13 protein-coding genes are annotated in these 20614 nt (G+C 58.6%); 6 read left to right on the plus strand and 7 right to left on the minus strand.

The window, feature by feature from the left end:
* Positions 1-207: hypothetical protein (locus VMY05_09770; GenBank protein ID HUV31362.1), on the minus strand; the 207-nt coding region annotated here is incomplete at its 3' end.
* A gap of 491 nt (positions 208-698) precedes the next feature.
* Between VMY05_09770 and VMY05_09775 the strand changes: the two genes are divergently transcribed.
* On the plus strand, positions 699-2381 hold the full coding sequence (locus VMY05_09775; protein HUV31363.1) for an ankyrin repeat domain-containing protein: 1683 nt from the start codon (positions 699-701) through the stop codon (positions 2379-2381).
* Positions 2382-2973: 592 nt separating this feature from the next.
* Positions 2974-3411, plus strand: coding sequence for a response regulator (locus VMY05_09780; GenBank protein ID HUV31364.1), 438 nt, complete (start codon positions 2974-2976; stop codon positions 3409-3411).
* 62 nt (positions 3412-3473) lie between these two features.
* Here VMY05_09780 and VMY05_09785 read toward each other — a convergent pair whose 3' ends face one another.
* From VMY05_09785 to VMY05_09795, 3 genes are all read right to left on the minus strand, one after another.
* Complete coding sequence (locus tag VMY05_09785) at positions 3474-5426, minus strand: cache domain-containing protein (protein ID HUV31365.1); 1953 nt, start codon at positions 5424-5426, stop codon at positions 3474-3476.
* A 38-nt stretch (positions 5427-5464) separates the two neighbouring features.
* Positions 5465-7081, minus strand: coding sequence for an NAD(P)-dependent oxidoreductase (locus VMY05_09790; GenBank protein HUV31366.1), 1617 nt, complete (start codon positions 7079-7081; stop codon positions 5465-5467).
* A gap of 112 nt (positions 7082-7193) precedes the next feature.
* The gene (locus VMY05_09795; protein ID HUV31367.1) at positions 7194-7598 is read right to left on the minus strand and encodes a hypothetical protein; all 405 of its coding nucleotides are present in this window, start codon (positions 7596-7598) and stop codon (positions 7194-7196) included.
* Positions 7599-8090: 492 nt separating this feature from the next.
* Between VMY05_09795 and VMY05_09800 the strand changes: the two genes are divergently transcribed.
* Positions 8091-8360, plus strand: coding sequence for a hypothetical protein (locus VMY05_09800; protein ID HUV31368.1), 270 nt, complete (start codon positions 8091-8093; stop codon positions 8358-8360).
* Positions 8360-11302, plus strand: coding sequence for a PAS domain S-box protein (locus tag VMY05_09805; GenBank protein HUV31369.1), 2943 nt, complete (start codon positions 8360-8362; stop codon positions 11300-11302). The genes VMY05_09800 and VMY05_09805 overlap by 1 nt, the downstream gene beginning before the upstream one ends.
* Positions 11303-11395: 93 nt before the next feature.
* Here the strand turns inward: VMY05_09805 and VMY05_09810 are convergent, their stop codons facing one another.
* The 3 genes from VMY05_09810 to VMY05_09820 all read right to left on the minus strand — a co-directional run bounded on the left by VMY05_09810 (position 11396) and on the right by VMY05_09820 (position 15623).
* Positions 11396-12781, minus strand: coding sequence for an MBL fold metallo-hydrolase (locus VMY05_09810; GenBank protein ID HUV31370.1), 1386 nt, complete (start codon positions 12779-12781; stop codon positions 11396-11398).
* Positions 12782-12880: 99 nt separating this feature from the next.
* Positions 12881-14023, minus strand: a complete 1143-nt coding sequence (locus tag VMY05_09815) for a radical SAM protein (protein HUV31371.1) — start codon at positions 14021-14023, stop codon at positions 12881-12883.
* 199 nt (positions 14024-14222) lie between these two features.
* Positions 14223-15623, minus strand: a complete 1401-nt coding sequence (locus VMY05_09820) for a sodium:alanine symporter family protein (protein ID HUV31372.1) — start codon at positions 15621-15623, stop codon at positions 14223-14225.
* Positions 15624-15905: 282 nt separating this feature from the next.
* On the opposite strand from VMY05_09820, the gene VMY05_09825 reads away from it, so the two are divergent.
* Together VMY05_09825 and VMY05_09830 are read left to right on the plus strand one after the other, a co-directional pair.
* Positions 15906-17555: a SpoIIE family protein phosphatase gene (locus VMY05_09825; GenBank protein HUV31373.1), complete on the plus strand. Its 1650-nt coding sequence runs from the start codon at positions 15906-15908 to the stop codon at positions 17553-17555.
* On the plus strand, positions 17552-20524 hold the full coding sequence (locus VMY05_09830) for a protein kinase (GenBank protein ID HUV31374.1): 2973 nt from the start codon (positions 17552-17554) through the stop codon (positions 20522-20524). Before VMY05_09825 ends, VMY05_09830 begins: the two co-directional genes overlap by 4 nt.
* Positions 20525-20614 lie beyond the last annotated feature (90 nt).

Here is a 20614-nt window from a genome sequence, read left to right on the forward strand (position 1 = left end):
TGCTTCCATCCCATCAGGCGTAAATACAGGACAGCCGTGAAGGTTCGGATCGAGAAGCCCTTGAGCAAAAACCTGCGGTTTCAAGCCCGGAGGTTTCTGCCCAAGGTAAGGACCTGTCAAGACCGGGAAATCATCCTGCTGCGCGTTAATACACGGAGCCAATGTGGCGGATATCAGAAGCACAACACAAATTGCCTTAGATTTCATTGTTTAATAACCTCTCTTCCGTTTCTTATCTACTAATACTAATACGTCAGATAGATAATTATGTTACGCTTGTGTTTATTGCCTTCCAGCGACTTCATTGTACGTAAATGATTTGCCTCCAATGACTGCCGCGTCTTGTTGAATAACATATCTTCACTTGAAACCCGAATTTCACTATAGTTTGGCGAGAGTGGGGTCGGGGCCGCTTTGACTATGCTGCGTTCTCGAATATCCAGTTGCGGAACTCGTCTCGTAGACCCCGCCATAAATCTTGACCGCGGTGATCGCCGGGGTTTTCTTGTAGTATGTGATTATTGGTGTCCACGCTCTCAAAACTCCAACCGAAGCGAATGCAACGCCCACGCGTGTCTATCCTTTCTAACCTTGTCTGGGGGCAATGTTTGGCGTCTGTAACTTCTATCTACAAGCTCACGTATAAGTAGCCAATAAGGTAGAGATTATTGCACTATATTGGTGGAAAGGCCTGGAATATGAGAACATCTGTTGTACTGGCGCTACTGCTTTTGTTGACTCAGTCGGCATTCACTAAGACGATCTTCGAAGCCGTTAAGGAGGGTGACTCGACCAGTGTCGCGCAGTTGCTGAGACAAGATGCCGATCTGGTCAGGCAGTTTGATGACCGGCATTGCTCACCGCTGCATCACGCGGCAAGCGGAGGCAAAATGGCAATAGTCAATCAACTAATCGCCGGCGGTGCTGCAATTGATGCCAAGGATTCTGATGGCGAAACACCTCTGCATTGGGCTTCTTACAATGGTCGGACTGAGGTCGTGGAACTACTTATATCTCTTGGCACTTCTGTTGACATAGTTAGCAACGATGGCATCACGCCACTACACTATGCAATCAATCGAGGTCATGAGGAAGTAGTTATGAGCCTGATTGCAAATGGCGCAGATATCACTATTGTAGATTCCAGAAAGCGGACACCACTCTGGTTAGCCACCGAGCGAAGTAATGTCACATTAGTTAACATGCTCCTGAGCGCAGGCGCAGATGTGAACGTTACAAGACCTGATGGAACGAGCCTGTTGAGCCAGGCTGCATTGTGCAATCAAACTGCAATTGGCAATCTACTGATAGACAAGGGCGTTGATCTGAACTCGAGAAACGCCAGAGGACTCAGCCCTCTGCACTTTGCTGCAGTCTCCGGATCGGAAGAGTTTACGGACCTGATGATACAGCATCACGCTGATCTTGAAGTGAAGGCTATGGATGGTAGCACGCCGTTGGCTTTCGCCAAAGCCGCGGGGCATGACACTATTGTAGAATTACTTTTCTCTGGTGGAGCCACGAATATAGATCCTCCGTTTCCGAGCTTCTCCGGACCTTACCTGGGAATGCAACCTCCCGGCAAAACTCCGGAACAGTTCCTCAGTGGGATAATCACTTTCGTATACAGGCCCCATGGGGGAGTCACCATATCAAAGAATAACCACGAGATTTATTGGGTTCGGAATTGCCCCAATTTCCAGAAGATATGGTATACCAGGGAGGTGGATGGTATATGGTCTCGGCCAAAGATAGCCTCCTTCAATTCGTCCGTGGATGGCGTCGGCGATGAGGATCCATATATAACACCGGATGGAATGAAACTGTTTTTTTCCTCGAATCGTCCTTTACGCCCGGGTGAGCCGGCCCGCGATGTGCAAAGCACGTGGTTTGTAGACAGGACTGAAGACGGTTGGAGTGAACCCCGAATTCTTGAGATCCCTGGCCGGGACAAAACCTGGGATGTTGGAGGGGCAACTGTTTCGAGCGACGGGTCAGTTTTCTTCCATGTTGATTATGTGGAAAATGGGACATTCGTAGCAGATATCTACAGCATGAGTCTAGAAAACAACGCGTACGGGGCTCCGGAGAAATTGAGCGACGCCATCAATTCGCCGTCGGTCGAAGCAAAACCTTATGTGGCACCAGACGGCAGCTATCTGATTTTCTCATCTCACAGGCCCCTGGGGGGAATTATGATGAGCAGACGAAGAGCTGACGGTACGTGGGCAGAGGCCTCCAATATCAGCAATCTCTTGGGTGATGAAATTATCAGTCTCCAAGGAATTTCCACTGATGGTAAATACCTGCTCGTAAACGGCGCTAGGGACGGGCACTTCAGCTTCTACTGGATTGATGCATCTATACTTCAGGGCAGCTAATAAACACGCATATTAAGAGGTGAATATGCAGTCGGTTCGTAGTAAGAGGGCTTGATCCTTAAGGCTGCCAGCCAGGCGGAGAGAACGCTTCGAACAGTGACGTGACTTTGCCCCGCTGGCAGGTCAGATTTGGCGGCCAATTCTTAATGCTCCGGGAAATAATGTTATTTTACAGTGCCGACCTTCACTATTAAAACATCTTCCATCGACTTCCACCCATCGCGGCATAGTGTAACCGAATTATAAAGCTGAAGCTCACAGAAGTTTGGGGAGAGTGATATTTGGGCCGCTTTTACATATCTAACTGTAAACAATAGACTTAGCGTTTCCAAGACTGTCCAGCCTAGGCACTCAGAGCCTGGATGCCGGTGATCAATTCAGCTGCCGATTTGGATTGCAGATAAGTTCCAAGGCTGTCAGTAACGGCCCGGCATGTCTTACGCCGGGAGCTTGCCGCCTGAACAGCCGCGCAAACCCATTTCCGCGAAGGGGTCTCCGCGATCGCTGCGGGGGGGGGGGGGGGACAAAACTGTTGCCAAGAACCGATGCAACTCGTAATCTTCACCGTCGGCGGTGCCGACCGGTGTGATTGATGCTCACAGGCAAAAAAATCCTGATGATCGACGATGACGTCAACCTGGTAGGCGTCTTCCGGAAAGTGTTCGAAGCCAAGGGGTTTGAATTCGCGGAGGCGTATTCGGCCTCCGAGGGGCTCGAGAAAATCAAACAGGTGGGTCCTGATTTGATCATTCTCGACGTCATCATGGAAGACTTCGTGGCCGGGTTTCGCATTGTCACTGAATTGCGGGCCGGCGAACCCGGCTCGGCTTACAGCGCCTTTGCCGAAGTGCCCATCCTTATGCTGACCAGCGTGACGTCACGAGCCAACGTGGATTTCTCCAATAGAGTAGGCACGGCCCTGCTCCCGATTGACGCTTTCATTGAAAAGCCGGTAAAGCCGGATGTCCTGCTGGCCAAAGTACAGGAGCTGCTGGAGCCGGACTCCGCCGGCCACGAAGGTCAGGAATAACCGGCCGTACTGTCGCCCGTCCGTTCTTGTCGATCTGCCGCAGGAGCGCTGTCCGTGTACGGTCAGGCGGGGATTGTGAATACGAACCTGGCCCAGTTGCCGGGTTCGGATTCAGCCCATACCCGGCCGCCGTGTTTTTCGATTATCTGCCTGGTCACAAACAGGCCCAGCCCCGTGCCCGGTCTGGTATCTTTCTGCGCGGTCCCGAATCGGGAAAACTTGGTGAACATGGCCTCAGCTTCGTCCGGACTGAAACCGGGTCCTTCGTTCAGGATGCTGAACTTCAGGAACCCGTCGCCGGCGTCCCGGCCCGTCTCAATCGAGATATGTCCCCCTTTCTTACCGTACTTGATGGCATTCGACAGGAGGTTCTGAAATACCGATGTCATCAGGCCGCGGTCACAGGTGGCCTGCAATTCCGGGGGAACGCTGCACGAGAGGTGCATGTTGTTGTCGGCCGCCATCTCCGCAAGGCGCTGAATCACGGGGTCTATGATCTCGGCGCGCACCGGGACAGTCCCCGGTTGCAGCCTGAACTCACCTTCCTCGATACGGCTCAGGTTGAGGTAGTTGGCGATGGTGCCACTGAGGTAGTCGGCGCTGTTGGACGCCGCCTTGAGCACCGACTCCTGCTCTTCGGTCAGCGGTCCGAGGATTCGACCTCTGACGGATTCGAGCGCAAAGACTATTGAGGCCAGGGGTGACTTGAGTTCGTGGGTAACGAATCCGAGCATTTCCAGGTATGCACGGTTTCGCTCGTCGGCCTCGAGGTACGCCTTTTTCAGAGCGACGGAGGTTTCCTGCAACTCCTTGTTGTGCACCTCCAATGACCGGGCCATGGAATTGAGCGAATCAGCCAGCTCGACCATCTCCAGGCTCCCCCCCTTACCTTCCACGCGAGTGTCCAGCTTTCCCGCCGAGAGCTTGCGTGTGGCCTCGACGAGTCTCAGGATGGGCCGGTGAAGATTGGCTGAGAAGTAGAACGCGAGTCCGGTGACCAGCAGCAGGGCCAGCACGCTGATGCCGAGGAACTTCACGGCTAGGTTCCACTTGTAGTCGAGGTACTTCTGTTCCAACAGGCCGACGTACAGAATCCCGACCGTATTTCCCCCGGGGTCCCGTATGGGGTCATAGGCCGAGAGGTACCAGACGTCGACCACGAAGGCCCGGTCGCCGAACCGTTCGCCCTTCTCGAGCACCTTGGCGTAGACCTCATCGGAGACTCTCGTGCCTATGGCGCGGGTAGCCCCCTGGCGCACCACGTTGGTGGCGATACGGACGTCCCACAGGAAGATGGTGACGGTCCCGAGCGGTTTGCCCTTGTAGAGTTCATCGCCGAACACGGCGTCGCGAATCCTGTCGACCAGGTCGAACTTGCGATTGAGCAGGATTCCTCCGTACATGGCGCCGACGACCACCGAACCGGGCCCCACTATGGGGACGGCCGCCTGCAGAGCCATGCCGCGCTCTTCGAAGATCCGGTCGGTGGGCCGGGCGCGCTCGGTCCGGACAAGCGGGATGTAGGCTCTCTCGACCAGCCGCCCGCTCTCCAGGGCCAGGTCCTCCCTGGTGAGAAGGACTGTCCCGTGATTGGCCTCACCGCGCAGGGCGCGATCGATGAACTCATCTCGACGGATCAGGGCGTTGCCGGAGGCCTGACTCGGAGGTCCGGATACCAGCACTCCGTTACTGTCGACCAGCGACAGGTAGTCCAGCCCGTGTTCCTGCATAAGCGAGGCCAGTTCGGAGGCGACACTTACTGCCGGTGCCTGACCCGTGAGAACTCTTCTGGGGCCGTCCCGTTGTGATGCATCGTAGAGCGCCGTCTGCAACAGCGCGCTTTCCTCGGCATAGGCGGCCCAGGCGGAGTTGAGGTCCATCTGCACTTTGAGCTTGGCCTCTTTCACGACCGTTTCCGAGATGAAAGAGAGTCCGGCGTAGATGGTGAATCCGCCCATGAGGGCCACCACCAGCGTGTAGCCCAGAAGGAGAGTTGTGCGATGACTCAATCTCATGTCATGCTCTTTGCGTAACGGATGGCGCCGTTCCCGACTCACTTGCGTTTCACCAGGCAGCTCCAGATCGTCTCTTCCAGTTGTTCCCGGGCTGACCTGGCCGGTTCGATGGCCGCGGGAGCCTCGGAAGGCCCGCGCTCCCCCCGGAGTTCGTGCAGGCGAAGCTGGTGTTGCTGTTCTATTTCATCGATGCCGAATTCCAGCGGCATGCTGACGAAATCATAGATCTGGTTGACAAACGGCCTCAGATCCTCAACTCGCCGCAGACGCTCGATGGTTGTCCTGTTCAGTTCGGCCAGCATCCGGGCGGTTTCTTCCGCCGGATAGCCGGCCTCGATGCGCCTCAGGCCCGAGATTTCGAAATAGTCCAGGAGTAACATCTTGTTGCCGGTGTGCACGGACGTCAGAAGCAGCCGGTAAATCAGTTTGAGAAACCAGGTCAGCTCCGTCCTGTCCAGGCTCCGGATGGCGGGATACCGAGTCGCGTCGGCCGGACCTGTAATTTGCTCGATCACCGCCTGGATGATATCGTCCTCCAGACTCGTCAGCGCGGTGTAGATCCGAAGGTTGGGGTGGTCCGTCTCTCGCCGCATGGCCGCAAGGTTGCGAAGACGCCATTCAAGCGGTTCGCTCTTGAGCCGTTCCATGAGAAACGGGAACCGGCGCTCAATAAGATGTCGCGGGTCGGCCGCCCACTGAAGCAGGGAACTGGTCCGGCTGTTCTCGATGTTGAGTTGCCGATCGATATAGCGCTGCATCCAGGGTCGTTCAAACGGCTCGTTCTTCGTTATGTACCCCCAGAGCAGCCTGAGCCGGATGCCGATGCCGCACAGGAACGCCGGCATCAGCATCGGCTTCCGTATCCTGCCGTAGAAGTACCGGAGAGCCAGCGAGAAAAGCTCCCGATGGGTGGTTGAGCCGGGAGTGCTGACAATCAGGACCTCGGCCGGCCCCAGGTGAGCGTGACGCGCCAGGAGGTTGCGGAAGAACGCGACGACGTCGCGGACGTGAATGTAGGGGATGGCCGACTCGCCGTGGCCGGCCAGGATTCCGGCCCGCCAGGAACCGCCGAGCCAGGTCGTCAGGAACGCATACAGCGGCGGATATTCACACCAGTCGCTGAAGACGGCGCCCAGCCGCACGATGCAGGAGGGGGTCGTTCTACCGAACTCCCGCACCATGGCCTCGCCCTGCCGTTTGCTCCACGGGTACAAAAGCTTGCCGTCGGGAGGCGAGGCCTCGTTAACAACCTCGTCTTTTTTCGGGAAAGAGCAGGCGGCCACGGAACTGGCGAACACAAAGAGCTTGAGATTCAAGCTGGCCGCCAGGTCGAGAATGTACCTTGTGCCTTCAACGTTTGTCCGCCGGTATTCCGGTCGCTTTTTGCCGGTGAAATCATAATATGCGGCCAGGTGGATCAGGTAGTCGGCTCCCCCGGCCGTGGCGATTTCACGAAAGGCCCTGGCTATGCCTGCAAAGTCGGCGATGTCGGCGCGGATCCAGGCGATGTTGGCGTGCACCGGCGCATTGCACTCGTGCTGGGAACGTCGGGCAATGGCAAAAATGCGGTATTCACTCTTCAGGTCATCGAGCAGGTGACGACCGACGAATCCGGACGCGCCGGTGATGACTATTGAAGGCAGTCTGCCCGTCATGGCTGGTCACCGATCTGTTGTGTTCCGGCGGGCCCGGCTCGTTGCTGCGGGACACCGCCGTTCCCGTTTCGCTTTGACGCAAGAGACCTGAGCGTGGCAGGTTGTCAATATCTCAGGAGGACTGCTCGCCTCTGTAGTAGGCCAGACAGGCCCATAGAATCAGCGACCCCATCATGCAGTCGCCGATGCCTGATCCCAGCACCATCCAGACCCGGTCTACGAAGAGGTAGTAGGCAAAGAGGAAGATCGTGGCCATGAACTTGGCCACAATGGACAGCACGACCAGGCCGCGAAACCGGCCAGGATCGGACGCCCCCAGCCCGTAGGCAACTGCCAGGACGAGGTGGAAAACGCCTCCCTGAACCGGAAAGAATCCTTCGCTGTAAACCTGAAACCCGAAGAACGGCATGGCTGCCGCGGGAATGAAAATCAGGCTCAAGCCAACCAGGATCGAATGGATGGCCACCAGCCACAGTACCACGACAAGACGCTTTCGGGCGGACAGGTTCATCTTCATGGGCCGACTTCTGACTCTACGACCGTGTACTCTCTATCGGATGCTCGCAGGCTATGTTGAGTCTGGCGCGAACAGCGCCCGTTCAGGCGAAACAGCGAGCACCACGGTCAAGATATGCTTCGTCCACAGGGCTTGTCAACTTGGTGGTGCTCCCGAGGGGGGGCTGGACTCGCGGGACGATCAGGCGCTTGCGGGACTCTCCAATACCGGCCCTCCCGACCGTGCAGAAGCGCTGACAGTCTGTCCGTAAGGGTATGACCAGCATAGACTTGCGGTCGTACGTCCGTGCGCTCCGCTGCTCCTTATGCGTAACCCCTTTCTGGCCACGGAAGATACGGTGAATAATGGTGAACAATGTCGATAAGGTGGGTCAATGCCTTGCTATGAAAAGCCGATACGTAGATTGAACAACCTGCACCGGCATCTTCACAAGCCGTAAGCTGCCGACCTGTTCAATAGTGCCGCTCCGAAGGCTGATGAGGATTAATTCGCGTGGTCAACGAACATGAGGTAATCACTCTCCTGCTCGGCTTGGGTGTCCTTGCCTTCGTGTTGAGGAATCGCTTTGTCTTCAGAGGCCAGCCCGCCTTTCGGATCCTGATTTCCTGCTTTGTTGTCCTGTTGGCCGGCTGGTTTTTGACCATTGCCGAGCAGTTCGTCTGGCACGCGACGCTTAACGCCCTCGAACACATTTGCTACGCTGGTAGTTCCGTTCTGGCGGCTTTCTGGTGCTGGAAGGTCTTTGCCAGGGAGGCGGTTTGATGTCGCTGCTGGCCGGGATTGCCGACGTGGTGGCGATTGGCGCTCTGCTGGCAGGCCTGGTCCTGTTCCTGCGAGGCTGGCGCAGGGCCCTGCGAACCGACGCGAAGCTGGTGGCCCTGGTCCTGGTCGGCCTGGGACTCTTTCTGCAAATGAGCACCATCCTGGCCTGGTGGGGAATCTCATCGCGGCTGGAAGCCTTTGCCGAACTCGGCACTGTCCTCGTGCCGGTGCTGTTTGCCTGGTTCGTATATGCGCTTTTGCAGGCTGCCGCGCAGCGGGACCTGCGGGAAAGCGAGGAGCGCTTCAGGCTTCTGGCCGAGCTGTCACCGGATGCCATCGTGGTGCACCGCGACGAGCGCATTGTCTTTATCAACCAAGCGGGTACCCGGATGCTGGGTGCCGACTCCCCCGCAGATCTCATTTCAACACCCATACTGGACTTCATTCCCCCCGATTTTCGCGACCTGGTCAGGCGGCGCATTCCGTACATACAAGAGACCCGGGCCTCGGTGCCGCTTCAACGGCAAAAATTGATCAGCCTTGACGGCCGCACGGTGGACGTAGAGGTGGCGTCCACCTGTCTGACCTATGCCGGGACACCGGCCGTGCAATCCGTCGTCAGGGACGTCACGGAGCGCAAGAGGACTGAGGAGGCGCTCAGGGAGAGGGAGGCGCATATTCTCTCGATCATCGAGAGCCTGCCGTTTGATTTCTTTGCCCTGGACGGTGACGGTCGGTACACACTTCAGAATTCCACGTGCAGGAAGCACTGGGGCGACGCCGTCGGAAAGCGCCCTGAAGACCTTCCCGTCAGCGACGACGTGCACGCCCTCTGGGCGCGCAACAACGAGCGTGCCTACGCGGGCGAGACGGTCGAGGGCGAAGTAGAGTACGAGATTGGGGCCGAGAAGGTACATTGCTACAATATCATTGCGCCCATTCGTTACCAGGGGCAGGTCCGGGGCATTCTCGGCGTCAACATGGACATTACCGAACGGAAACGTGCCGAGGCGGCGCTCACCGAAAGTCAGCGTGCTCTCAGCACGCTCATGAGCAACCTCCCCGGTATGGCGTACCGGTGCGCCAACGACCGCGACTGGACTATGCAGTTTGTCAGCGACGGATGTAAGGAACTGACCGGGTACGAGCCGGCTGAACTTGTTGGCAACAAGGTCGCATCGTACGCCCAACTGGTTCATGAAGACGACCGGGAGGACATCTGGAACGGCGTGCAGGAAGGCCTGGCGGAACATCTGCCGTTCCAGCTTGCCTACCGCATTCTCACGAAGGCCGGAGACGAGAAGTGGGTCTGGGAGAGAGGGCGCGGTGTTTTCTCCGACGACGGTGCGTTGACGGCCCTGGAGGGGTTCATCACTGACATCACGGAGCGCAGACGCGCCGAAGAAGCGCTGCGGGACAGTGAACAGAAGTTTCGTGAAATCGCTGAACGGGCTCCGGAGGCCATTTACGAAGCCGACAGCGACGGCGTTATCAAGTATGCCAACCGGCAGGCGTTCGCCTACTTCGGTTACACGCTCAAGGAGCATGAAGCCGGGCTGAACGTACTTGATATGGTCGCTCCCTCGGATCGCGAGCGGGCGAAAAGGAACTTCTACCGTATGCTGGCCGGGGAACGTCTGGGGACCCGCGAGTACACCGCCCGTCGGAAAGACGGCACCACCTTCCCCGTGACCATCCATTCCAGTCCGGTTATTCGCGACGGCAAACCGGCCGGAGTCAGGGGGCTGATTATCGACATCACCGACCGTAAGCGTCGGGAAAAGGAACTGCTCAAGGCGCAGAAACTCGAGTCAGTCAGCGTTCTGGCCGGAGGTATCGCCCACGATTTCAACAATCTGCTTACCGGAGTTCTCGGAAACATCTCTCTGGTAAGAATGGAACTGGACAAAGATACCGAGGCCTCCGAATGGCTGGAAGAAGCTGAGCAGGCGGCACTGAGGGCACGGGACCTGACTCAGCAACTGCTGACGTTCGCCAGAGGCGGGGAGCCGGTAAAGAAGGTTGCAGCTATTGACAGAGTGGTCAAGGACTGCGTGCACTTCGCTCTGCGCGGGTCAAACGTCAGGCCGGAATTCTCGATCGGAGACGATCTGTACTCCCTGGAGATAGACACGGGCCAGATAAGTCAGGTTCTGCACAATCTGGTCCTGAACGCCGACCAGGCCATGCCCGACGGCGGCACAGTCACGGTGTGTGTCGAAAACGTCACTGTGCCGTCGGGCAGCCATCTGCCCCTGGAACCCGGGCGATATGTCAGGCTGACGGTCAAGGATGAGGGTGTCGGCATCCCCCAAAAGCACCTTCAAAGGATCTTCGACCCGTATTTCACAACCAAGCAGATCGGCAGCGGACTCGGACTGGCCTCCAGCTATTCCATTGTCAATAAACACGGCGGGCACATCGAAGTGGAATCAGAACCGGGGGCGGGATCCGTCTTCCGGATCCTCCTCCCGGCTTGCGAGGGCGGGCAAGTCACGTCCAACGACGCCGGAGACGAGGGTGAGTGCGATGGATTCTCCGGTGCCGGCCGCGTGCTGGTGATGGATGATGAAAGCTCGGTGCGCGAACTGACCAGACGGGTGCTCGGCAAGTACGGTTACACGGTCGATTGCACCGATGACGGGAGCCGGGCGGTGGAACTTTACAAGCGGGCCAGGAACGGCGGTCGGCCGTTCGACGTGGTCATCCTTGATCTCACCGTGCCCGGGGGCATGGGGGGCAAGCAGACCATTGCCGAACTTCGCCGAACGGATCCTGAGGTCAGGGCGATAGCCTGCAGCGGGTACTCCAACGATCCGGTGATGGCCAATCACCGGGCTTTTGGCTTTGACGCCGTGGTCGCCAAGCCGTACGTCCCTGATGAGCTTGTCCGAGCGGTAAGGGAAGTGACGTCAAAACCGGCACGTCCGGCGGCCACGTGAACGGCAGTTAGAGGATAAACGCCGCAAGCGGCCGAGAATACCGGGTCGGGGGCGGGGCTGCCAGCGTCCGGCCGACGCTGAACGCACCGCGCGCTACAGCTCGATCACCTGATCCAGGGTCGGACTTACACACTCCCAGCCTCGTTCCGAGCGCAGGTGCTCCACCATCGCCTGAGACTGTGACTCTTCACCGTGCGTGACAAACACCGTCTTCGGCGCTGCCGTCACCGGTTCCAGCCAGTGTAACAGTTCGAGGTAGTCGGCATGGCCTGACAGCCCGTGCAGTTGCCTTACCGCGGCTTTGACCTCCACCGGCTGTTTGTGAATGTAGATAGTCCTCTCACCTTCGGTCAGCTTTCTTCCCAGGGTACCCTGGGCCATGAACCCAACGAGTGCAACGGTGGTGTTGGGATCGGGCAGACGGTTGATGAGATGGTGCATTATACGCCCGCCGGTCAGCATACCGCTGGCGGACATAATGATCGCCGGACCCTTGAGTCTGTTCAGCAATTGAGAAGACTTACGCTTGCGGTGCAGGAACACGTTCCTGCCGTTGATGGCGCATGCCGGGCCGCCAAGCCTGTGCAAATCCACGGAGTGATACGCGTGGTACTTGCAGTAAATGTCGGTGACGGAGATCGCCATCGGTGAGTCAATATGAATGTCTATCGGCGGAACCCGCTTTTGCTCTATGAGTTCGTTAATCAGGTACGTTACCTGCTGGGTCCTGCTGACGGCAAAGGCGGGGACCAGCAGAATTCCCTTTTTCTGAACGGCATCGTTGATCATTTGCTCGAAGGCGGCGTAGGGGTCTTCCGGGGCATGGATCCTGCCGCCATAGGTCGATTCGCACACGAGGTAGTCACACTGCGGCGGTTCGGCGGGGTTGGCCGTCAGGGGATTGCCGTACCGCCCGACGTCGCCCGAGAACAAAATGGTGACCGTCCTGTCACCGTCGTCAGCCTCCACTTCCACGCAGGCGGCGCCGAGGATGTGGCCGACGCCGTGAAGCCGGAACCTGATGCCGTTACTGACCTGGGTCCAGGTCAGAAACGGGACGGGCGCGGACCTGGCCAGCGTCTTCTGAGCGTCATCGGTCGTAAACAGCGGCAGAGCGACCCCGTGTCGGGACAGTTTCTTCTTCGTCCGGTACGCGGCGTCTTCCTCCTGGATATGGGCGGCGTCAAGCAGCGAGATGGCCGACAGGTCGGCCGTCGGCGCGGTGGAATAGATCTGTCCGCCGAATCCGTCGCGGACCAGCCGTGGCAGGTACCCGATATGGTCGATGTGCGCGTGAGTCACTATCACGGCACCGACAGCGGTGGGGTCGAATTGCATGGGAGCCCAGTTGCGCAGCCGGAGTTCTCGCGCCCCCTGGAACATGCCGCAGTCTATAAGGATACTCTGATCGTTGACCGTCAGGCAGTATTTAGATCCGGTGACGGTGCCTGCGGCACCGTGGAAGGCAAGCTGAATCAAGTTGTGGGTCCTTTATATTGCAGGGTGTGCCTGTAGTCGTGTTGCCAATGACGGCGGGCGGTGACGGACGGTTTCTGGCTGCCGGGCAGGGGGTTGGCATCATTCGGGGCCCAGGGCGTGAGCCGGACGGTGTCCGTACTGTCGTACCGGGTGAGGTGTCTGGTCGGCCGGCACGAGCTCGTCCAGCCAGTAAGCGTCGTCGTCCCGATGAAAGATCATGAAGCGCTCCTCATCCGCCTCATTCTTGGCCCGGTGGTAGCGAAGGTATATGCGATCGCCCGTAAGTCCCACCATTTCAATCTTCCCCGAGGCGTGGGACATGACCAGGCGTGCCCGCTTGGCCAGGCCGCTTACTTTCTTCTTGGCTTCGACGAAGGCCAGGTAGGTCGCCACGAGCGTCAGTGCGAACGGCTTGTTACCCTCGGTGGGGCGACATTGGAAGAAGTAGTACGGCGGCGCGCCGACAAACGAGAGTCTGCGCATCAGATCCGCCAGCACGTGCGGGTCGTCGTTGATGCCTTTGACGATGGGCGTCTGGTTGACCATGATGACACCGGCGCGCCGCAGCAGGTCCAGGGCAAAGATGGCCGGCTCGCTTAACTCCTGCGGGACGTTGAAGTGCGCCATGATATAGATGCGCCTGTGCCGGGTGCTGTATCGCGAGAGCATGGGCAGGAGATCCGCGTCGTTGATTATGCGATACGGGTTGATGGCCGGCATCTTGGAGCCGATGCGGATAATGCCCACGTGGTCGATCTTGCGGAGCGGGCGGAGAATGTTTTCCAGGCGGCGGGTGGACATCAGCAGCGGGTCGCCGCCGGTAAGCAGGACGTTGGTTACCTGCATGTTCTTCCGAATGTACTCTATGCCTTCCGCGACGTCATTTACGACTTCCTCGTTTTCGTCCATGAACAGGCGTTTGCGAAAACAGAAACGGCAGTACGCGCCGCAAATCTCGTTGCAGAGCAGGAGCACGGTACGGGGATACTTGTGCTGGCACCCGGGCGCAACGTAGTTGGTTTCCTCGTCGGAAGCATCGAGCTCGCCGAAGGATTCCAGCTCACCGGTAGTGGGGATCACGATCTTCCTGATCGGATCATCCGGGTCTTCCCAGTTTATCAGCCTCAGGTAGAAATCGTTGGCGCGAAACTTGTATTTCTGGGCCACCGGGGCCAGCTTCCGATGATCCTCAGGCGACAACTGCTCCACCTGGTCCAAGGACCGGATGTATTTGACGCTTATCATCGTGTTTCTTCCCTGCTCGGCGATTTAACCACGGTGGCTAGCTAAAAGATGATGGGGGTTACAGAACCCCGACCCGGATTTCTTGTCGGAGCCGTCCAGAGAAACTTAAGGCCTTGCCTCTCAACGCCATAGTATGTCAAATAGGGGAATCGTTGTCAAGTCTCAAACTGATCCCGCCGTCGGCGCAGTTTCGACGTCAGTCCGGCCGTTGCAGGCTGTTGACCGACGGCTGCCGAAAGCGGGGGTCCTGAGCCTTAGTCCTTGCCAGGTAATCTCTTAGCAGCGCCGTTACTCTCCCTGACAGCAGTACGGCGCCGAGCAGGGTGGGAATTGCCATAAGGGCAAAACAGGTATCGATGATGTTCACTACGGTAGCCTGGCCAAGCCAGGCGGCAGCCGGAAAACTCAGCAAGTACACGTACACGTACTTGCCGCCCAGCCTGATGCCGAACAGGTACTTGGCGCATTTCAGGCTGTAGTATGAGTAGGAGATCATGGTCGAAACCGAAAACAGGACAATAATCAGCGTCAGGGTATACCGGCCGATCTCCCCCATGGCGGAGGTAAAGGCGGCCAGGGTGACGAGGACCGCTTCCGAATCGCCCTGGAGCTGACCGCTCAGGACACCGGAACTGAGGATGACCAGCGCGGTCAGTGTGCAGACGATGTTGGTGTCCAGGAAAGGCCCCAGCATGGCGATGAGGCCTTCGCGGATCGGTTCCTTCGTCTTGGCTGCGCCGTGCGCCATCGGGGCCGTGCCGACCCCGGCCTCGTTGGAGAAGGCGGCCCGCTTGATCCCGGTCCTCATCACCTCGGTAAAGGCGATGCCGGCTCCGCCGCCCAACACCGCCTCCCCGCCGAAGGCGTTCCTGAAGATCGACAGGAGAACGTCCGGAATCACGGCGAAGTTTGAGACAATGATAAACAGGGTTGAGACGAGGTACAGGATGAACATCGTCGGCACGACCCTGGAGGTCACTTTTCCCACGCGGGTGATCCCGCCGAGAATGACTATCCCCACGAGGACCATACAGACAAGCCCGACCACGAGGCGGTGGGTGCCGTAGTCGTTGTGCAGCAGGATGGACAACTGGTTGACCTGGAACAGGGACAGGCACCCGATCATGCCGCAGACGGCGAACATAATGGCCAGTGGTTTGAAGTGCCGGCCCAGGCCCACCTCGAGGTAGTACATCGGCCCGCCCTGGTCTATTCCCTGCTCGTCTTTTTTTCGGTACAGCGTGGCCAGGGTGCAGGTATAGAACTTGGTCGACATACCGACCAGTCCGGCTATCCACATCCAGAAGATGGCGCCGGCACCGCCGAGTGAGATGGCGATAGCCACGCCAGCGATATTACCCATGCCGATCGTCGCCGACAGGGCCGACGACAGCGCCTGAAAATGACTTATCTCGCCCGGATCGTCGGGGCGGTCGAACTTGCCGCGAAGGATGTCAATAGCGTGGCGTATAGCCGTGAAGGGGAGAAATCTACTGGCAACGGTGAAGAAGGCACCCGATCCGACCAGCAGGTAGACCAGCCAGGGCCCCCACATCCAGTCCACGGCGGTCACCCAGAAGTTGTCAAATGCTTCCAACCAGATCCTCGAGTTGCTCTACCGCCGGTTTACAGGGTGCCCGGTTCGCCGGCCGCGATCAATTCACATACGTTAAGCGGCGTCTGGCTACCAATTACGGATGCTGACTCGCCGTTGGCAAGCGCTAAACCCGGCCGGTCGGTCGGGCAGGCGGCGTTCGGCATCTCACCGCCGGCTTGTTTGTCCGCCAGCCGAGGCGGAATTGCTTGTCTGCCGCCGACCTGTATGGCATATTGACCGGTAGGCCCGAACCGCAATCTTTGCAGCCACTGATATACAGGTATGTTGAAGCTGATCGGCACTGATGGTGAGAAGTACTATGCCTGGGACCTGTCCCCGGGCCGGTACAGGATCGGCCGTACATCCGAGTGCGACCTCAGCATTCCGCACGCTACGGTGTCACGATCCCATGCCGAGTTGTACGTTTTGCCCGACGGCCGGCAATGTTTCGTGACGGATCTTGGCAGTCACAACGGCACGCTGGTTAACGGAGTCCGGCTGTCCGAGCGGACGGCGGCCAAGGCCGGCGATAGTATCGTATTCGGCCGGGCCGAACTCCGGCTTACTTCCGATCAGGAGGAAACGGTGCGGTCTTCACACCCTACCGGAACCGTGCTCTCCGACCTGGACCCGAAAAAATCCGTGTACCTGTCGATCAACGAGGCGCTCAAGCCTCTACCCTCCAAGGTGACCGACCTTCCGGGCCTCCTGCCCACGCTCTCGGAGATGGCCCGTTTGCTGTTGCCGCACGAGCCGCGAGAAGTAATGCTTCAGAAATCGCTGGAACTGGTATCGAGAGTCATTCCCGCCGAGCGGCTGGCCGTGCTGTTTACGTCCGAGGATGACCGGGAGATATATGCCGCCGCTACCCTGCTGCCCGGAGGGAAAGACCCGGGCACGTTTACGCTGTCAAGGACGATCGTGAACGACATCCTTACGGAGAAGAGCGCCGTAGTGATAAGCGACCCCCAGACTGACCCCCGCTACGCGCTGCAGCAGTCAATCGTCGCCTCCTCTGTCAGGTCGGCCATGGCCGCACCGCTGTTCGACGAGGGCAAGGTGCTGGGTATCCTTTACGCCGACACCACCAATCCGATGCATCGATACGACGACGACTACCTGCGGCTGCTGGCCACGTTCGGCAATATCATCGCCTCGCGCCTGCTTAGCCACACGCTGCTTCAGGAGCGGGAAGAAAAGCGGGTGATCGAGGCGGAGTTGCGGCGCGCCTCACAGATCCAGCAGCGTCTGCTGGTGTCGGGTTGTCCCCGGCTGCCGGGGTACTCGGTTTACGCTTTTCAGGAGCAGTGCCGGATGGTCGGGGGCGATCTGTACGAGATGGCCACGCTGCCGGACGGGCGGTTTCTGTTCCTTGTCGGTGACGTGAGCGGCAAGGGGATGGGGGCGGCCTTGCTGATGTCGAATATCCTTGCGTCCTTCAGGATTCTGTACGGCGAGGAGGATTTCGATTTGCACCAGGCCATGCTGCGGGTCTCCCGGCAACTGTACGTGTACAGTGACTCGGATGACTTTGCCACCATGTTCGCGGGCCTTCTGGACCCGGCCGCTAACAGGCTGACATACATCAACGCGGGCCATAACCCGCCCCTGATTGTGGGGCGAGACGGTCTCCGGCGGCAACTGGAAGCTTGTGGTATCATGATAGGGGCCTTTGATTTCGATGACTGGCAGCCGGCGGTCGTGGATGTATCCCCCGGCGACGTGCTGCTCGTGTACACAGACGGCGTGACTGAGGCCGAGCGCGGTGAAACGCAGTACGGCGAGGAACGGATGACCACCGTGCTGGTCAAGGCGGCCGAGAGTTCGCCGAAAGATATCGCCCGTATGCTGATCGAGGACATACGGGATTTCGCCCAAAACACGCCGCAATCTGATGATATTACGATGTTGCTGTTAAAGAGAGATACATGATGCTCAAACCGGGTCAGACTGTCGCTCATTTTGAGATTGTTCGGCAACTCGGTGCCGGCGGGATGGGGGAAGTCTACCTGGCCGAGGACAAGAAGCTTGCCCGCCAGGTAGCTCTCAAGACTGTGGCAGAGGGTGTCTTTGAGGACGCCGAGCGGCTTGAACGCTTCCATCGCGAAGCGAGGACGGCCGCCCGGATATCCCATCCCAACGTCATGGCGATTTACGATATCGGCAGCGTTCGTGATGTAACGACCGGCCGGGACGTGAATTACATCGTCATGGAGTACGTCAAAGGGCGACCGCTGGGAGAGTATCTGGACGTCAACAAGCCGGAGTTACCCAAGGTCGTGCGGCTGGCGGAGAAGATCGCCGCCGGGCTGGCGGCCGCCCACCAGATGAACATCGTCCACCGCGACATTAAGATGGACAACATCCTTGTCGACGAGGGCGGCAAACCGAAGATACTGGATTTCGGTCTGGCCAAGCCGGTCGAGCCTCTGCAAATGGAAGGTGCGGGCGAAAAAGAGCAGACTATCTCCCAGGAGTTGACAAAGGCGGGGAAGATTCTCGGCACCGTCAAGTACATGTCACCGGAGCAGGTCCAGGGTAAACCCGTTGACCACCGTTCGGACGTCTTCTCGTTCGGTATCCTTCTGTACAGCATGTGCACCGGTGAGTCTCCGTTTGCCGGCAGGACACAGGTATCCACGATGGCCAAGATTCTCGAGGTGCGTCATGAGTCGCCCCGGGCCGCCAACGAGGACTTCCCGGTGGAACTGGAGCGGATCATTGACAAGTGCCTGAGCAAGGATCCGGATGATCGGTACCAGGACACTCGTGATCTGGTGGTCGACCTGAGAAACCTTCGGCGGCAGTACGATTCCGGCGTGACCGGCGCCATCTCCGTGGTGACCGATCGAGAGCTGGCGCGTCAGAGGTCCGCCGGTACAAGGCCCTGGTGGGGGAGGGCAATCGTGTGGGCCCCGATTGTGATCGTGACGGTGGCGTTGCTGAGCATGCTGGTCTGGTTCTTCAGAGAGTCCGGGCCGGGTACGGCCGCCGCCGGTCAGAGCAGCCTGGCCATTCTCGGGTTTGAGAACAAGACGGGTGACGCCGAACTCGACTGGCTCGAAACGGGGCTGCCCGAAATTCTCCTGACGGATCTTTCGCGCAGCCCGAACCTGCGGATTATCGGCCGGCAGCGCATCCTGGAGAGCTTTCCCGCCGATAAACAGACTTCGTACACGTTCGAGGACTGTGTGCAGGCTGCCCGGTCGCTGGGAGCCGACGAGCTGCTTTCCGGTTCGTTCTTCAAACTGGGCGAGTTGATTCGAATCGACGCCCGGTTGGAGGATGTCGGCACCGGGAGGATAATCCTGGGGGAGAAGGTCATTGGGCCGGATCCGTTCGTTTTGGTGGACAGTCTGACAGCCAAGATATCCGCCCAGCTTAACCTCACCCGGGCCGATACGACCCGCCCGTTCGCGTTGTCGCCCGACGCATTCAAGCAGTACCATCTGGGCATGGAGCTCTTCAGGTCCGGCCTTTTTGATGAGGCTGTCGCCAAGTTCAACGAGGCGTTGGCTATCGACTCGACGTTTGCCCTGCCATACATGAGAATAGCGCAGGTTCACGTTTCGCAGGGACATCTGGCCGAAGCTGCCCGATACTTGCGGCTTGCCAAATCGTTCGAGCAGAAGTTGCCGCTCAGCGAGCGCAGCCTGTTGGACGTGTACGCCGACATGTGGCTGAACATCAACTACGACCACGCCTTTGCCAAGCTGAAGTCGATGCTTCGGGATTACCCGCAGGACGCCGAAGTCCGCACTCTGTACGCGGTGCTGGTGAACGCTTTTCAGCGAGACACGGTGACGGCTTTCGCGCACCTCGACACAGTGCTCATGACGTACCCGACCTCCAGGTCGGCTCTGGGTCGATATGCCGAGATGTACGAGGAATACGGTGACTATGGCAAGGCAATTGAGTACACGCAGAGACTCCTGGCCGTTATTCCCGACTCTCCCTTCCCGCAGTTGCGCCTGGTGGAGTTGTACAGTCGGCAGGGCCGACAAGAAGAGGCGGCGGCTATCTGCGAGGGCCTGCTAAGCAGGTTCCCGTCTGATCCCCGGCCCGTTCGTCTGTTAAGACGGCTGTCGATTCTCCGGCGTGATTTTGCAACCAGCCGAAGGTACGTCGAATTGCTCAGGCAACAGAATCCGGATGATCCCTATCTGCTGGCCGAGTACTACGGTCATCTGGCCAACCTGTCCGATTGGGGTGGCAGGTTCAGCCAGGCGATGAGCTATCGGCTCGCGGCCCTCGACCATTGCATAGCTACGGCGGATTCAATGCTTGTGTTCAGTGTGCTTAACGACATAGCCAATGCCTTCAGGCATTATGGCATGCCGGATTCCGCGCTCGGATACAGCGCCCGGGCCTTTGAATGGGCCGTACCCTATAACCAGTTCTCTTATGCTATTGACCTGGTGGTGGCGGACACGGCCAATGCCGCCAGGGCACGACCCATTAGCAGGAAGGCGCTTGACGACCTCCGGGCACGGGTGCCGAGGGATATCTGGTCCCAGGCCGAACAGGTCGACGTAATCTTCGAGGGTTTTGCGCGGGCGGATACCCCGGCCGTCATCGACGCCCTGCGCCTTCTCATCGAGGAGCAGGCACAGGAAGCCTCGGACAATGTACGAGAGCTCGGCGTCCTCCTTGTTAAGTCAGGCCGGTACGAAGAGGGCAGGCGGGTTCTTGAGCCGTTTCTCTCGGGAGAGTATGAATCATCGTCAGGATGGACCTACCCCTATAGTCTCTACCTGGTCGGGTTGGCCAGCGAAGAGTTGGGGGACACTGGCCGAGCGGTTGAGTGTTACCGGGAGATGCTGACCTATTGGGGCAATCCGGAAATAGAGCTGGAGGAGATCCGCGACGCCCGGGAGCGCCTGAACCGGCTTACCAGTTGACGGCGGGGAATCATCGCAGGAAAGCATCGGGTCGTCCGGCTGAAAAGCGGGACGACTTTCTTGTAACCGCCGACACGGCAAACCGTTGCG

This window comes from Acidobacteriota bacterium (genome assembly GCA_035529075.1).
GTDB lineage: Bacteria > Zixibacteria > MSB-5A5 > GN15 > FEB-12 > DATKXK01.

Bases quoted from the DNA above. Each gene is read 5' to 3' on its own strand.
- VMY05_09780 (HUV31364.1), top strand. From the start codon at position 2,974: ATGCTCACAGGCAAAAAAATCCTGATGATCGACGATGACGTCAACCTG.
- VMY05_09785 (HUV31365.1), bottom strand. From the start codon at position 5,426: ATGAGATTGAGTCATCGCACAACTCTCCTTCTGGGCTACACGCTGGTG.
- VMY05_09795 (HUV31367.1), bottom strand. From the start codon at position 7,598: ATGAAGATGAACCTGTCCGCCCGAAAGCGTCTTGTCGTGGTACTGTGG.
- VMY05_09830 (HUV31374.1), top strand. From the start codon at position 17,552: ATGATGCTCAAACCGGGTCAGACTGTCGCTCATTTTGAGATTGTTCGG.
- VMY05_09805 (HUV31369.1), top strand. From the start codon at position 8,360: ATGTCGCTGCTGGCCGGGATTGCCGACGTGGTGGCGATTGGCGCTCTG.
- VMY05_09790 (HUV31366.1), bottom strand. From the start codon at position 7,081: ATGACGGGCAGACTGCCTTCAATAGTCATCACCGGCGCGTCCGGATTC.
- VMY05_09825 (HUV31373.1), top strand. From the start codon at position 15,906: ATGTTGAAGCTGATCGGCACTGATGGTGAGAAGTACTATGCCTGGGAC.
- VMY05_09775 (HUV31363.1), top strand. From the start codon at position 699: ATGAGAACATCTGTTGTACTGGCGCTACTGCTTTTGTTGACTCAGTCG.